General features: G+C 31.0%; 13 protein-coding genes. 7 read left to right on the plus strand and 6 right to left on the minus strand.

The window, feature by feature from the left end:
- Positions 1-6: 6 nt before the first annotated feature.
- Entirely contained in the window at positions 7-987 is a 981-nt protein-coding gene (trxB, locus tag CR532_RS02700; protein WP_108729285.1) for a thioredoxin-disulfide reductase, read from the plus strand.
- A 55-nt stretch (positions 988-1,042) separates the two neighbouring features.
- Positions 1,043-1,918, plus strand: a complete 876-nt coding sequence (locus CR532_RS02705; RefSeq protein ID WP_108729286.1) for a DMT family transporter — start codon at positions 1,043-1,045, stop codon at positions 1,916-1,918.
- On the opposite strand, the gene rlmB is transcribed toward CR532_RS02705, so the two are convergent.
- The 4 genes from rlmB to CR532_RS02725 are packed head-to-tail and all read right to left on the minus strand — an operon-like array spanning position 1,905 to position 6,174.
- Complete coding sequence (gene rlmB, locus CR532_RS02710) at positions 1,905-2,633, minus strand: 23S rRNA (guanosine(2251)-2'-O)-methyltransferase RlmB (RefSeq protein ID WP_108729287.1); 729 nt, start codon at positions 2,631-2,633, stop codon at positions 1,905-1,907. The genes CR532_RS02705 and rlmB overlap by 14 nt on opposite strands.
- A 1-nt stretch (position 2,634) precedes the next feature.
- Positions 2,635-3,735: a molecular chaperone DnaJ gene (gene dnaJ, locus CR532_RS02715; RefSeq protein ID WP_108729288.1), complete on the minus strand. Its 1,101-nt coding sequence runs from the start codon at positions 3,733-3,735 to the stop codon at positions 2,635-2,637.
- On the minus strand, positions 3,735-5,633 hold the full coding sequence (gene dnaK, locus CR532_RS02720) for a molecular chaperone DnaK (RefSeq protein ID WP_159076630.1): 1,899 nt from the start codon (positions 5,631-5,633) through the stop codon (positions 3,735-3,737). Before dnaK ends, dnaJ begins: the two co-directional genes overlap by 1 nt.
- Positions 5,634-5,661: 28 nt before the next feature.
- Complete coding sequence (locus CR532_RS02725) at positions 5,662-6,174, minus strand: nucleotide exchange factor GrpE (protein WP_375537738.1); 513 nt, start codon at positions 6,172-6,174, stop codon at positions 5,662-5,664.
- Between the two features lie 297 nt (positions 6,175-6,471).
- Here CR532_RS02725 and CR532_RS02730 point away from each other — a divergent pair, with 297 nt between their 5' ends.
- From CR532_RS02730 to CR532_RS02740, 3 genes are read left to right on the plus strand one after another with little or no spacing between them, the layout of a single operon-like run.
- The gene (locus CR532_RS02730; protein ID WP_108729291.1) at positions 6,472-6,954 is read left to right on the plus strand and encodes a glutathione peroxidase; all 483 of its coding nucleotides are present in this window, start codon (positions 6,472-6,474) and stop codon (positions 6,952-6,954) included.
- Positions 6,955-6,996: 42 nt separating this feature from the next.
- Positions 6,997-8,547: an NAD(+) synthase gene (nadE, locus tag CR532_RS02735; protein ID WP_108729292.1), complete on the plus strand. Its 1,551-nt coding sequence runs from the start codon at positions 6,997-6,999 to the stop codon at positions 8,545-8,547.
- Entirely contained in the window at positions 8,540-10,120 is a 1,581-nt protein-coding gene (locus CR532_RS02740; RefSeq protein ID WP_108729293.1) for a PP2C family protein-serine/threonine phosphatase, read from the plus strand. Before nadE ends, CR532_RS02740 begins: the two co-directional genes overlap by 8 nt.
- Before the next feature lie 26 nt (positions 10,121-10,146).
- On the opposite strand, the gene CR532_RS02745 is transcribed toward CR532_RS02740, so the two are convergent.
- Positions 10,147-10,593, minus strand: a complete 447-nt coding sequence (locus CR532_RS02745) for a hypothetical protein (RefSeq protein ID WP_108729294.1) — start codon at positions 10,591-10,593, stop codon at positions 10,147-10,149.
- 114 nt (positions 10,594-10,707) lie between these two features.
- Here CR532_RS02745 and CR532_RS02750 point away from each other — a divergent pair, with 114 nt between their 5' ends.
- Both CR532_RS02750 and CR532_RS02755 read left to right on the plus strand, forming a co-directional pair.
- Complete coding sequence (locus CR532_RS02750) at positions 10,708-12,519, plus strand: hypothetical protein (RefSeq protein WP_108729624.1); 1,812 nt, start codon at positions 10,708-10,710, stop codon at positions 12,517-12,519.
- Positions 12,512-13,297 (plus strand): type III pantothenate kinase, encoded by a 786-nt coding sequence (locus tag CR532_RS02755; RefSeq protein WP_108729295.1) that lies wholly within the window; start codon positions 12,512-12,514, stop codon positions 13,295-13,297. Before CR532_RS02750 ends, CR532_RS02755 begins: the two co-directional genes overlap by 8 nt.
- Positions 13,298-13,627: 330 nt before the next feature.
- On the opposite strand, the gene CR532_RS02760 is transcribed toward CR532_RS02755, so the two are convergent.
- On the minus strand, positions 13,628-14,575 hold the full coding sequence (locus tag CR532_RS02760) for an aldo/keto reductase (RefSeq protein WP_108729296.1): 948 nt from the start codon (positions 14,573-14,575) through the stop codon (positions 13,628-13,630).
- Between the last annotated feature and the right edge of the window lie 42 nt (positions 14,576-14,617).

A 14,617-nucleotide genomic window follows, 5' to 3' on the forward strand; every position in this document is an offset into this window, starting at 1 on the left:
ATATTTATGTTAAAATTTGAAACACTTGATCTAAGAAATCGGAATGATAAGAAGGTGTTAAGAACAAAAATAGATTCTATTGAGGACGTAATAATTGTTGGCTCAGGACCTGCTGGACTTACAGCTGGAATATACACTGTTATGAGCGGGTATAAAACAGTTGTTTTAGAGGGGCCGGAGCCTGGTGGGCAGCTTACAACAACTACAGAAGTTTATAATTATCCAGGATTTAAAGATGGTGTGGATGGGAGAAAATTGATGTTAAATATGAGAGAGCAGGTGATTAATCTTGGAGCTACTACTTATCTTGAGACTGTAAGATTTATAGAGAGAAGAGATGGTGTTTTTTATCTATCTACTGATAATTATATTTATAAGAGCAGGGCTGTTATTATTGCAGTAGGATCGTCTCCTAGGAAGCTAGATACGCTTAAGAATTTAGGTTTATTTTGGAATAAGGGTATTTCTGTTTGTGCAATTTGCGATGGGCATCTTTTTAAAGGAAAAACTGTGGCAGTAATTGGTGGAGGTAATACAGCAATTACAGAAGCTCTTTATTTAAGTAAATTATCAAAAAAGGTATACGTTATTGTGAGGAAAGAGTATTTACGAGCTATTGTTACGCTAAGGGAAAATGTTAAAAAGTTGTCAAATGTTGAGATTTTGTATAATTGTGAAGTTATAGAAGTTAGTGGAAATAATGTAGTGTCTAGAGTTCAGGTTATCAATAATAAAGATAATTCTACTTTTGAATTAAGTGTAGATGGAATATTTATGGCTATTGGATATAAACCAAATACAGAATTTTTAAAGGGATTTTTAGAATTGGACGAGGGTGGCTATATTATGACTCAAGACTTTGTTAAGACAAGTGTTGAGGGAGTATTCTCTTGTGGAGATGTTAGTAATAAACTTTATGCTCAGGCTATTACGGCTGCTGCTGAAGGGTTTATAGCCTCTGTTGAACTTAGGAATTTTTTAGGCTAATTGGTATATTTCCATTAATTATTTTTAAATAAAACTATTCCTTAGGAGTACTAGTATGTTGATGGGAAAGAGAATAACTAGTATGCTTTATATGCTTTTGTATGCGATTTTTTATTCTTTGCTTGTTGTGTTCGTTAAGTACGTTCCACAATATTCTTTGTTTTCTAAATTATTTTTTAGATATTTATTTCCTTGTGTGATTTTTGTGCTTGCTTTTAGTAAAAATAAAAAGCTTTTTTGTGGTAAATGTGAAGATAGAAAATTTTTGATAATGAGATCTATTATTTGCAATGTAGCAATATTTTTAATCTTTTATGCTATGTCTTTGCTTGCACCTGCAGATTCTACAGCTCTTTATTTAACATTTCCTATTTTTGCCTCTATTTTAGGTGTAATATGGCTTAAGGAAAAACTTAGTTTTTATAAGTCAATTTCTTATTTATTTTCTTTTCTTGGTGTTCTTTTTATCTTTAGACCTAATATTGAAATTGATCATTATCCTTTTTTAGTAGGCCTTTCATCTGCGTTTTTGTTTGCGTTGTCTTACGTTTTGATTGGGTATTCAAATAAAGGAAGAGACATAGATTCTTTTACATTTTTGTTTTATCTATCCTTTGTTGGACTGTTTATGCTACTTCCTTGGTTTTTTGTTTGGACTATTAATGCTACAAGCATAAAGGATATTTTATGGCTGGTATTAATTGGTGCTTTAGCTACTGGTGCTCAGCTTTTTTCTACAATGGCTTATAAGATTGGTGATTCTTCCCAAGTGTCTGTTTTTAGTTATTTTGGCTTGATATTTTCCATGATATTCTCAATTCCTATATTGGGAATCTATCCTGATATTTATTCGTATTTAGGTGCAATGTTTGTGTTATTAGGCGGTATTGTTATTTACCTTGAGGGTAGGAGACATTCTAAAGTAGGTTAAGTTGTCTTTTTATTTCAAATATTAAAATTCCTGTTGAAACTGAGACATTTAACGAGTCTATTTTGCCACTAGTTGGAATTCTTACCAGAAAATCTGAATTTTCTTTACTTAGTTTGTGTATTCCTTTGCCTTCATTACCCATAATAAGGGCAACTTTGGTATCATTTATTTTAATGTTATTTATTTCCTCTCCTTTGATATCGCTAGCATATATCCAGAATCCATTTTCTTTTAAAAGTTTTATTGCAGTATTTATGTTTGGGACTATTACTTTATTGACATATTGACTTGCACCAGAGCTAGTACGCAAGACAGTTGAGTTATCTTTGGCACTTCGTCTCTGACTAATAATTACGAGATCAATACTAAATTGCTCTGATGTCCTAAGGATTGCACCAAGGTTTTGTGGGTCTTCTATCCCATCAAGTATTAAGATAAATATATTATTCTTGTGTTGAAGTTCTTCTAAAGATTCTTCTAAATTTTTATTTCGTTCTTTTGTATTGTTAAATCCCGAAACTTTTAATGTAAAACCCCTGTGATTGTTGTTTCCAATTATTTTAGAAATATCATTAACTTTTATTATTTTTATGTTGTATTTCTTAGCTAATTCTTCAATATCTCTGCTCTTTGGACTTGTCTTTGAAATATATAATTCAAAGCCTTTATTGTTTTTTATGCTTTCAATTATTGAATTAGCGTGTGTAATATACATATTAAATTTTATTTAAATTTACTTCATCGATATCTTTGATTTCCTTGCTTAAAGCTTCCAGTAAGTTTATGGCATTGTAACTTAGATTTTTAGGGGTTTTGATTTTGATAGTCAAGATGAGATTCCCGAATTTTTCTGTCTGGAGTATTGGCATGCCTGCATTTTTAATGATAATTTGTTCATTATTTTCTGTTCCTTTTGGAATTTTTATTGCAACTTTTTTTTCTGCTATCGTTTTAATATTTATTTCTTTCCCAAGTGCTGCTTGAGTAAAGCTTATTGGAAGAGTTGCGTAAAGGTCTTTTCCATTTCTTTTGAAAATTCTGTGAGGTTTTATTGATACTCTTATGTACAGATCTCCGTATTGTTGATTATCAGGGTTAATACTACCTTTCCCTCTCATTTTTATTTGCTGAGAATCATCAATTCCTGCTGGTATATTGAGTTCAATTGCCTCTTGATTTTTAAAGCTCCCTTGTCCTTTGCATGATTTGCATGGATTTGAAATTATTTTCCCATCTCCATGGCATTTTGGACATGTAGTTGTGACCCTGAAAAACCCTCCGCCTTGCATTACACGGCCACTACCATTGCACATATTACATATTGAAGGGCTTGTTCCTTTTTCAGATTTTTTACCAAAGCAAGACTGACATAGTTTTTCTTTGGTGATATTAATAACATTTTTATAGCCAAAATATGCATCTTCAAGTGATATCTCTATCTGGTATGTTATATCCTTACCCTTTGTATTTTGCCTACCTCTCTCTTGATCGCGTCCTCCAGTAAAGAATGAATCAAAGATATCTCCAAAATCTTCAAAAATGTCTGAGAATCCACTGAATCCGCTGGAAAATCCCCCAAATCCTGAGCCACCGCCTTCAAAAGCAGTGTGTCCAAACCTATCGTATTGAGCACGCCTATTGTCATCTCCTAAGACCTCATAAGCTTCTGTCGCTTCTTTAAAAAGAGCTTCAGACTCTTTATTCCCCTGATTTTTGTCAGGATGATATTTAATTGCTATTTTTCTATATGCTTTCTTTATTTCATCTTTTGAGGCTCCTTTTGAGAGCCCCAAAATTTCATAATAATCTCTTTTCACTACCCCTTATCCTCGTCAACAACTTCGTAATCAGCTTCTTTGCTTTCACTGCCTGCATTGTTTTGAGCATTGCCTTGACTTGCTCCATTAGCTTGAGCATCTTTGTACATCATTTCAGCTATTTTATAAGAAGCTTGTTGAAGTGCTTCTGTTTTTGATTTAATCAAAGATACATCTGATTTTTCTAGTGAATCTTTAAGTTCTTTGATTTTATTTTCAATAGATTCCTTGTCTTCACTGGTTATCTTGTCGCCATGTTCTTTGAGAGATTTCTCTGTTTGATAAATTAAGGAGTTAGCCGTGTTTTTTGCCTCTATGCTTTCTTTTAGCTTTTTATCCTCCTCAGCATGGGCTTCAGCATCTCTAACCATTCTCTCGATTTCATTTTCAGATAGGCCTGATGATGACTCAATTCGAATCTTTTGTTCCTTTCCAGTTCCCATATCTTTAGCAGACACATGCACTATTCCATTTGCATCAATGTCAAAGCTAACCTCGATTTGTGGAACGCCTCTTGGTGCTGATGGTATTCCGTCAAGAATAAAATTACCAAGCACTCTGTTTTGTGATGCCATTTCACGTTCACCTTGCAACACCTTAATATCTACAGAAGTTTGGTTATCTGCCGCCGTTGAGAATATTTGACTCTTTTTGGTAGGAATTGTAGTATTCCTTTCAATTAGTTTAGTCATAACACCCCCAAGGGTTTCAATTCCTAGTGAAAGCGGTGTAACATCAAGGAGTACCATATCTTTAGTTTCACCTGTCAAAATACCACCTTGAATTGCAGCTCCTATTGCAACAGCTTCATCAGGGTTTACACCTTTATTTGGCTCTTGACCAAATATTTCTTTTACGATTTTCTGAATAGCTGGGATTCTTGTAGAACCTCCAACAAGTATTACTTCATTTATGTCAGAAGCTTTAAGGCCAGCGTCTTTAATAGCCTTAAGACATGGATCTTTTGTTTTTTGTACTAAATGATCTACCATCTGTTCAAATTTTGCTCTTGTTAGCGTGTATTGTAGGTGTTTGGGACCATTTGCATCTGCTGTAATGAATGGAAGATTTATTGACGCTTCTTGAGCTCCCGATAGTTCTATTTTTGCCTTCTCAGCTGCTTCTTTGAGTCTTTGAAGAGCCATTTTATCGTTTGAGAGGTCAATAGCGCTATCTCTTTTAAATTCAGCAATTAAGTGTTTAATGATTTCATCATCAAAGTTATCCCCACCAAGATGGGTGTCGCCATTGGTTGATTTGACTTCGAAAACACCATCACCAAGTTCAAGTATTGAGATATCGAATGTCCCCCCACCAAGGTCATAAACAGCGACTATTTCTTCATGTTTTTTCTCGATTCCATAAGCAAGAGCTGCAGCTGTAGGTTCGTTAACAATTCTTTTAACATCAAGTCCTGCAATCTTTCCAGCATCTTTTGTTGCTTGTCTTTGTGCATCGTTAAAGTAAGCTGGAACAGTAATGACAGCCTCAGTAACTGTTTCGCCCAAATAGGCTTCAGCCGTTTCTTTCATTTTTGTAAGGGTTGCAGCTGATATTTCTGGGGGTGACATTTGTTTTTTGATGTTAGAAATGTTTACGCGCGCATCTCCATTTTGACCCTTTTCTACATGGTAAGGAACCATTTTAATTTCACTTGCAACCTCTTCAAACCTTCTTCCCATAAATCTTTTTATTGAATATATGGTATTTTCAGGATTTGTAACCATTTGGTTCTTTGCAACCTGACCCACAAGTCTCTCACCCTTGATTGTATAAGCTACAATTGATGGTGTAGTTCTTCCACCTTCTGAGTTTTGTATTACAACAGGTTTTCCATGCTCCATTATTGCTACACATGAATTTGTTGTTCCAAGGTCAATTCCTATTATTTTTCCCATATAAAGCCTCCTTTTGTTATTTCTAATATTAGTTTTTGCTTTGTGCAACTTTAACTTTTGCAGTTCTTAAGACCCGATTGTTATAGCAGTATCCTTTTTGGTATACTTCTAATATTTCAGGTGTACTAAGACCTTCTTTTCCTTCGATGCTTATTGCTTCATGTTGACTTGGATCGAAATCCTCACCAGGCTTGCCAAACTTTTTTAAGTTATGTTTTTTGTCAAAGCTTGAGAGTATTTCGCTTTCAATCATACTAATTCCTGATAATAGAGTCTCAAAATCCTTAGATTGTTTTGATGAATCTATTGCCCTTTCTAAGTTATCAAGAAAGTTAATTATGTCTTTCATTATGTTTTCATTTGCAAATTTGACAAAATTATCTTTATCTTTTTCAAGTCTTTTTCTGAAATTTTCAAATTCTGCCTGTTTCCTTAGATATAAATCTTTGATATTGGAAATTTCATGCTCTAATTCAGTAATTTTTTTCTCCATACTTGAACTGTCTTTATTTTGGAGCTTGTCATTTTCTAGTTCTTTGATCTTTGCAGATTCTTCGGATTTTTCATTCTTTTCCACTTTAGCCTCCTTTCATAAAGCATTTTATCTTTAAAAAAAATATTTTACAAATTTTTTCTTTAAAGAATTTGTGAAGAATTTGATTCATTTTGATTGGGTTTAAAAGAATTAATATTGATTGCTCAATAAATGTAGTATACTATTTACACATATTTTGATTTTGTATACTTATGATGTGTATTTTTTTGTCAAAATAAAAAATATTATTTATTTCTTTAAAATTGTGTTTAGAAGTTTATTTGAATGTATTGGGGTGTTTTTATGAGTATTTATGATTTTAGGGTAAGGCTTGCATCAGGTCCTGAGATTTCTATTTCAGATTACATGCGCAAGGTATTATTGATTGTTAATGTGGCAAGCAACTGTAGCTATACAAATCAATATCAGGATCTGGAGATGCTTTACAGGATGTATAAGCGGAGAGGCCTTTTTATATTAGGATTTCCTTGTAATCAGTTTGGTTTGCAGGAGCCGGGATCGAATCATGAAATTTTAAGATTTTGTCAGACAATTTATAATGTATCCTTTCCTATTTTTTCTAAAATTGATGTTAATGGCGAGAATGCACACCCTCTATACAGATATTTGACAGAAAATTCTCCTGAAGAGTTTAAGGGAGATATTCAGTGGAATTTTACTAAGTTTTTAATAAACAGACAAGGTGGAGTAGTCGGAAGATATGATTCTAAAATTCTCCCAATGAATATTAAGGGTAGAGTTGAAAGATTACTTAATGTGATTTAAGTTTTATTGTAATTTCTCCCATTATTGCGTATTATTTAATTTGTGAAAATATGTATAGCACAGACAAGGTACAGAAGTTTAAGACTTGAGCAAACTCTGGATGAATTTAAAAAAAATTATGATTATGCTCTGAGGAATAACGTTGATATCTTAATTTTTCCTTTTATATTTGTTGCTGGTATTGAATATAGAAATTTGTTTAATAGGCCAGAATATTTACAGAGCACTCTTGAAGGACTTAATTTTATAAGAAATCAAGTTGATGATAGACTTTGTGTTGTATTTGGACATTATGATTTTAGTGAGGGAAGGTTATTAGACTGTGTGTCGGTAGTGAGGAATCATGAATTTGTCTTGACAACCAAAAAAATAGATGTTCCAGTATTATTTAATTATAAGGGTCAAAGTGTTGCAGTTTTGAATTTGAGAGATGAGCTTTTGTTTAGAGGACTTGGATCTGGATTTAATAAGGATTTAAAGAGGACTGATTATCTTTTAATCCCGTCAAAGTCTTATTTTGCTTCTGGGAAGAATAACTTAAGGCTTGAATTTTTTAGAGAAATAGCTATTCAGAATAAGTTAGAAATTGCTTATGCCAATTTATATGGAGTTCATGATTCTGTTGTATTTGATGGACTGAGTTTTTTTATGGACAAGTACGGAAAAATAAGCCAAGCTAAGGAATTTAAAGAAGATATTTTATTGAATGAAGGATTGCATGATTTAGAGCTTGACTCTGATTATAAAATTTTTGATCAGATTATTTCAGCTATAGTAAACGCCTTGAGGGAATATGTTTATCTTTCTGGATTTGACAAAGTTCATTTGGGCATTTCTGGAGGTATTGATTCTGCTCTTGTTGCTTATCTTGCATGTACTGCTTTGGGTACACATAAAGTTGTGGGTATTTCTATGCCTAGTAGATATTCATCACAAGGGTCTGTCTCTGATGCAAAAGAACTTGCTGAAAAATTGGGATTTAAGTTAATTGATATACCTATTGAGGGAGTTTTTAAAGTTACTTTAGAATTTTTTAATGGGTATTTTAATACTAAGGGTATTACTGAGGAAAATTTACAAGCAAGACTTAGAGGCCTTTTTTTAATGACTTATAGTAATGCAAATAATTCTTTGCTTCTAAATACTGGAAATAAGAGTGAAATTGCTGTTGGCTATTCCACTCTTTATGGTGACTCTTGTGGAGGGATTGCTTTAATTGGCGATTTATTTAAAAGGGATGTTTATAAGCTTGCGGAATATATTAATTTGAAAGAAGGAAAACCCATTATACCTATTAATATCCTCTTAAAAGAACCTTCTGCTGAGCTGAGATCGGGTCAAAAAGATAGTGATTTTCTTCCTGAATATGAAGTCCTTGATGAGATATTGAGTAGGTATTTACTTGAATGTGAGCCCTTAGAATTGCTTTGCAAATCCTTTGGAAAAGAAGTGGTCAAAAGGGTATTAGATCTTTATTCTGGTAGTGAGTATAAAAGAAGACAAAGCCCGATGATAGTTAGAGTTTCTAGAAAAGCTTTTGGTAATGATATTTTACTACCTATTACAAAGGCTGCGTTGATTTTGGATGAATAATAATGCTGTTAGTATATTAAATGAGTTTAATTTAAAATTGGAAAAGATTTTTTTACTTATTAGTACTTATTCATATGAGCTCTATAAAGAAACTCCTAGATATTTTTATGATGATATTACAAATTATCTTGAATTAACTTTAGAGATTTCTAATAAATTTAAGAGTGAACTTGAGGGTTCTGAAGAGTTAAGAATGGGCAAATTTCTTATTAGAAGCATGAAATGTGATTTGATTTCTTATCTATATTTATCTTTAGAATTAATAGACCACTCTATGCATTACAGTGAAATTAAAGATGCTGGTATTGCTTTTTTCAAGGCTATTTCTTTTAAAATTTCATCAATAATATCTTTTACGGAGATTGAGCTTGAAAATTTGGTTATATCTCCTAATCTTACAAGTAAACAGGTTTCACATAAAGATGGGTATAGGATATTAATTTTCTCTGCTGATAAGATCTATCGTAAAAGACTTACAAAATATTTGATTTTAAAAGGATATAGTGTTATATATACAGATACTTTTGATTCTTTTACTAAGTCGCTCCGTGATGATTTTTATAATTTAGTTATTCTTGATTTTGTTTCAGACAAAGATATAGGATTAATTTTAGACTTGCTTAGAGGTATTAAAAAAAATAGTCTTTATAAGAAAGTTCCTGTTATTGTTATTTCTGAGATAAATAGATCAGATATTATTAAGACTTTTATTGAAGAGGAAGCTGATGATTATTTTTTAAGAAGTTTAGATTTCTTAGTGTTAAGTATTAGGATAAGTAATTTTATTGAAAAGAATAAGGTTATAGAGCAGGGGCAAAAATATTTAGACCTTATGCTTAAGGGTAGAGAATATCTTGAGAGTGAATTGATTGCGGCTGGGAATTATGTTAAAAGCTTATTGCCTGAGAAGATGCAAAACGGATTCTTTAGTGCCAATTGGATTTTTGTTCCCTCAGAAAAAATTGGAGGCGATTTCTTTAATTATTATTTTTTGGGTGATGATGAACTGGCAATATATTTAATAGATATTTCAGGTCATGGGATAGGTTCAGCACTGCTGTCTCTTAGTGTTGCAAGTGTTATTAACTCTTATGTTATGAATAATAGTAATATTAGTCCTTCAGCAGTCTTAAGATATGTTAATAATTATTTTGTTAAATTTAGAAGTGATATGTTTATTGCATTGTGGTATGGCGTACTAAATGTAAAAACAAGACAGCTTAGGTTCGCATCAGCGGGGGCACCGCCTGTTATTGTTTTAAGTTCGAGAGATAATATTTGCCTAGAGTCAAGGGGAATGATTCTGGGAATTGAAGAGGTGTATTCTTATAAGGAGAGTGAGGTTTTATTAAGCAAGTCTTCACACATCTTGCTCTTTAGTGATGGTGTTTATGAGATTGAAAATAAGGAAAATTTAATAATGTCTATTGATGATTTTTATGAGATAATTAAAAAGAATTCATATAACTTAGATGATTTTATTTTAATGCGCCTTTATGAGAATATGTTGAATTTATCAAAATATAATACATTTAGAGATGATTTCTCTATTCTAGAGTTTATTATTAATTAGTAGGTATGTCAGAAGACAGTATAAGCTTACTTCTTTTTAGTTTCTCCTTTTTTAATGTTTTTTAGATGTTTGTTTTGTGTGTTTGCGTGATCAAGAGATTTGAATAACTTGGTAAGTGTCCAGGTTGAAAACCTTATATAAAGTTTTTTAAAGGGATTTTTTGTATTCTTAAGTAGTACTTTAAGAGATTCTAAGTTCATTATAGTGATTATCTCTCTTAAAGTTCTTGGCAAGCTATTGAAAATCTTAGAACCAACTTTGTGTTCTTCCAAGATGAAATTTTGAAGCATTATTTGATCTTTTTTTTGCAATCTTCTCATGTATAACTTAAGTATTCTTTCTTGAGATCTCATTATTTCTGAATTTATTTGTTCTTGTTTTTTTGATATTTTCTTGTTTGATTCAATAATAGGTTTCTTAGGAAGAGATTTGTATGGATTTGTTCCTGGGATATGATTTTTTGGAATCTTCATTTATTTTTGCTCCTATTAAATTACTTATACATACCTCAATTAATTTTATTAAGTTTTTTGCTTTTATACAACCAATATTGCTATTTTGATTTTTTATTATTAGTATTTATTCATATGAAGAAATATTTGGTTTTAAGTTTTTTCAATTTATTAATTGGTGTAATATTATACGTTTGTATTATGTTTCTTCAGTTCAGAAACTTAAGCTTAAATATGCTTTTGTTAAAGGATTTAAAAATATTGGTTCATAATAAGATTGAGGATAATAGTTATGTGCTAGATAATATTACACTTAGTGTAAGGGGGATTAAAATAAGTTTATCTAAGGATAGTCCGCTTATTATTCCTGAAGGGGAGATTTATCTTTATCCCGTGTCTTATAAAGTTCAGGATAATGAACTTTATGTTTATTTCGAAAATAATATCTTTTTGCTATTTTTGTTTGATTCTCAGAATAATCTTAATATTAGTTCAAATCTTTCTAAAAAGTTGACAATCAATTATGGAATTGAGCGTGATTGTAAAATTTTATTTGATGAAAATGTTATGATTAAAGGCGAAGATTATTATTTCGAAGTTTTTTTGGGAAAAAACTCCCAGATTAATGATAGAGAGATTTCAATCAGTCCTCAAGAAGTTTTTCAGATTGGTAATTTGGTTAAGGGAATTGAGAAGCCAAAGGAATCTGTCTTTAAAGATCCTAAGCAAGCAATTTCTTTAGGTATAAATTCTCCTGTTGTATTCTCATCAATTAAAGAGATAGATAGAAAGGCCTTTGATTCAGCGATAGCTGAATTTAGGTATAAGGCCTATGATGCATGGAGTGGTAGGGCAAGTTTTAGTATCCAAAAGGGAGGGTGGCTTAAAGGTAATGTATATTCTTTTGATGAGGATATATTTGTTTATCTCTTAGCTGAGTCTTTAAGGAGACCTGGGTATGAAGAGATATTTTTGCAACTTGAATCTTTAATGAATCTTAATGAACATAAGTTAACATATTTAAGTTCAAGTTACTATGTTGATGCAGAAAAGCTTGATAAATTTTTTACCTATTTATCTGTCAATAAAACTTTTATCAATTCCCTTGAGCCGGATAAGCTTTTAGGGTATTTAAAAGAAGATTCTTCTCTCTTGGAGAAGATTTTTTTATCTGAGAATATTTCTATTTTTAATGAGGCATTGAAAATTTTAAGAGATCCAAGAGTAATATTGCGTTCAGGATTTAATGTAATGCAAGCTTATAATGTGATATCTAATTATATTATATTTTTAAAAATCAATGATGATAAGTTTGCTATCAAGGAGTTGAAAGAAGAGTTAATCAATTTTATATCTAGTTTATTTTTTGTGACTAGTAATGGAAAAGCCTATATTCCTAGCGATAAGAATAACTCATTTTGGGATTTTGAATATACATTAAAGATTGCTGGGTTGCTTAAAAGAGTGGCTTATGAGTTAAATGATGATTTAATATTGAAACTTTCTATTAGTGCTATTTACCATTCTTTAATGGACTCGGGGGTTGATCAGGTTTCTTATGAAAGTTATTATGCTGACATTGTTGATAATGATTATGTCCCAAAGTTCACTTTAATTCCAAGTCTTGGGATTGGAAGTTGGATATATGGTGCGTCAAAAATTGTAAATTATAATGTTTCTGACATTAGTTATTCTCTTGAATTTAATCGTAGTTTAAATTCTCCTGGTTATTTCTTTTTTAAAGGTATTAAAAATCCCACTTTGGTTAGATTTAGAAATATTAACTGGTTTACGGATCCTCAGTTTTATATATATTCTGATGGATGGAAGTATTATTCTGAGGACAAAATGTTAATTTTAAAAATAACGCCTAAGAAGGCTGAGGATACAAATATTCTTGTAAGATTTGATGATATTGAAATAATTAGGAATATTATGAATGAATAGCGTTGATAAGTTTCAGTTAATAATCGATGTTGGAAACACAAGTATATCTTTTGCATCATATAGACTTGATCAAATCCAGATATTTTGTAAGCTTGAGACCAGACATGATTTGAATTTTAAGGAGATTTATGAGTTTCTTAAATTGAAATTTGACTTGCGTGTTGATAAAGTATTTATAAGTAGTGTTGTACCAGTGATTGATAAAGTGCTGACTAATGTCATTGTTTTCCTTTATGAGGTGGATCCTTTATTTATTAGATTTGATTTGGATTATAGTTTAAGCTTTAATCCTTATAAGAATAGTCGATTTTTATTGGGCTCAGATGTTTTTGCTAATCTTATTGGAGCCATTGAGATTTATAATCTTGAGAATGCTTTAGTAGCAGATCTTGGAACAGCTTGTACGGTTTTTGCTATTAGTAGGAGCGAAGGCATATTTGGAGGTCTTATTAATAGTGGCCCTTTAACAAATTTTAATGCATTAATTGCGAGTGCATATCTTTTAAAGGATTTTAATCTTGCAGTGCCAAAAGAGTTACTAGGAGTCTCAACTATCTCTAGCGTAAATAGTGGTGTAATATACCAGTATAAGTATTTAATAGAAGGCGTTTATTATGAACTGACGAGGAATTATAATAAAAAATTTAATTTGATAATTACAGGTGGAAATTCTTATTTGGTTTTACCTTTAATAAGTGTAGATTTTATTTTTAATATGTATTTAACCATTGAAGGAATTAAGATTTTAGGGAATTCTTTTAAAAGAGATAATTTTTGATTGCCTTGGTAGTTTTGTATCTACCTTGATATCAGTATGTATTGATGCTAGTACTATATAATACTGAATTTTGTCATTCAATATTAAGTTATCTATGAGAGGTACTTGATGAAGTTATCATTTATGTTTGTATCTATACTAATTCTTACTTATTTTAGTGTTTGTCCTGCCTGTATTTTGGGACTTATGCTTGCATTTTTGATAGTATGAACTGTTCTTTGGGTAATTTTGTCTCCGAGTCTGGATATAACATTAGTCAAAGAATAGTTCTGATAATTTTAATAAGTCTATTTGAGATTTTAGATATAGCTTTAATAGTTAGAGATAATCTTAAATTTTTTTGTCAAATAGGTTCGGAAATTGGATTGTGTATCGTTTGAAATCATCTAAAATTTTGGTCATTTTATGATATGCTTTATCGCTTATACTTTGTTTGAATGCATTGTGATTTGATTCTATGTGATGTTCTTTACTAAATCCTACAATGAATCCATCTAAGTTAATTCTTTTAAGCCATGCATATGTTAACTTTAAAGTTGATATATTATTTTGGGTTGCTATTTCTTTAATATTTTGAAGAGTTTTAAGAGTATGTGGCCAAATTTCTTTTCTAAAGAGTATTAATTTTTCTACTCTAATAGCATCAAACTCGGTTTTATTCTTTATATTTTCTCGAGCTAAAAGGCCTTGAGCAAGTGTTGAATAGGATATAATGGCAATATTATTTTTTTTACAGTAAGGTATTATTGTGTCTTCTTTATTTCTAAATAAGGGATTATATCCTATTTGGTTTATATCAATTTTGCAGACATCGCTTATACTTTCTATGTGTTGTATTTCAAAGTTACTTACTCCTAGATACTTTATTTTTCCCCTATGACGCATTTCTTCAAGAAATTCTGCTATTGGTTTTAAATTAGAAGCATTTTCCTCTGGCCAATGTATATAGTAAATATCTATGTAATCTGTTCTGAGATTCTGGAGGCTTTCTTGGAAGTTCTTTTTATATTCTTCTATTTTCATTGGATAGCATTTGCTTGCAAGTAAAATATTTTCTCTTATTGAATCTTTTGATATAAATTCTCCAATTAATTTTTCTGAAATTCCATGACCATAAACTTTTGCAGTATCAATATTCTTAATACCAAAATCATAAGCTTTTCTTAGTATTTTTTGTACTTCCCTTTCTTCAACTTTCTTGAAATATCCGCCACCAAATTGCCAAGCTCCTAAAATCAGTTGGCTGTGTTTCTTTAGATCTTCTTTAAGATTATTCATAAAATACTCCTTTTATTTTACAATGAACTTGTTTTTTTGCCT

The sequence above is a fragment of the Candidatus Borreliella tachyglossi genome (assembly GCF_003076595.1).
In the GTDB taxonomy this organism is placed as follows: domain Bacteria; phylum Spirochaetota; class Spirochaetia; order Borreliales; family Borreliaceae; genus Borrelia; species Borrelia tachyglossi.